1 protein-coding gene is annotated in these 1,206 nt (G+C 70.3%); it reads left to right on the plus strand.

Features of this window, described 5'->3' with window-relative positions:
* Window positions 1–63: 63 nt before the first annotated feature.
* Window positions 64–1,206 (plus strand): acyltransferase domain-containing protein (locus AB0J97_RS51620; protein ID WP_364104827.1); only part of this gene is annotated, 1,143 nt, incomplete at its 3' end.

Here is a 1,206-nt window from a genome sequence, read left to right on the forward strand (position 1 = left end):
GGGTTGGGGCGGGTGCGGCGTGCGGGGGTGTCGTCGTTCGGGGTGAGTGGGACGAACGCGCATGTGATCGTGGAAGAGGCCCCGCAACCGCTGTCAGGTCAGGCGGTGGAATCGCCGCTGCCTGATGAGGGCGCGGATGTGAGCCCTCTGTCTTCGGGCGGTGAGCAGGGAGCGCCGTCGTCGGGTGGGGCGGGGCTTTTGGGACAGGCGCTGTCGGGTGTGTTGTCGGGTGGGTTGGTGCCGTGGGTGGTGTCGGGTCGGGGTGAGGGGGCGTTGCGGGCGCAGGCGGGTCGGCTGGCGGAGTGGGTGCAGGCGCGTCCGGGGCTGCCGTTGGGTGAGGTGGCGGCGGGGTTGTTGGAGGGGCGGGCGCTGTTGGAGGACCGGGCGGTGGTGACCGGCCGTGACCGGGAGGAGTTGCTGGAGGGGTTGCGTGCGCTGGCCGCAGGCGAGCCGGCGCCTGGTGTGGTCACCGGCTCAGTTTCCGGCGGGGCGTCGGGTGCGATCTCGGGCACGGTGTCCGGCGGGGTGTCTGGCGGGGTGTCTGGCGGGGTGTCTGGTGTGGTGTCCGGGGGTCGTGATGTGGTGCTGGTGTTCCCGGGGCAGGGGACGCAGTGGGCCGGGATGGGTGTGGAGCTGGCGCGGGTCTCGCCGGTGTTCGCTGCCCGGTTGGAGGAGTGTTTCGCGGAGATCCGCAAGTGGGTGACATGGGATCCGGCCGAGGTCCTGGCCCAGGCCGCCACCACCCCCAACAGCACAGACACAGACACGAGCATGAGTCCTGGCACGGGCTCTGGCGCGGGTGCCGACGACCTGCGCGCTGCCACGACCGAGCCCGCGATCACCGCGGAGCCCGCCATCAACGCCGAGCCTGCCATCAACGCTGGGCCCGCCATCAACGGCGTTGCTTTCATGAACGGCGAGCCCGCCACGGAGGTCAGTGCAGACGCTGCCACCACCGAACCAGCCATCAACGCTGGGCCTGTCATGAACGGCGGGCCTGCGATCACTGCCGAGCCTGCCATCAACGCTGGGCCCGCCATCAACGGCGTTGCTCTCATGAACGGCGAGCCCGCGATCACCGCTGGGCCTGTCATGAACGGCGCGCCTGCCGTCAACGCTGAGACTGCCGTCAACGCTGAGCCCACGTTCAACGGCGGATCTGTCGCCAACGTCGATGGTGGGGTGCCTGCCATGGAGGTTGAGGGT

The sequence above is a fragment of the Nonomuraea sp. NPDC049607 genome, assembly GCF_040675375.1.
Lineage (GTDB): Bacteria > Actinomycetota > Actinomycetes > Streptosporangiales > Streptosporangiaceae > Nonomuraea.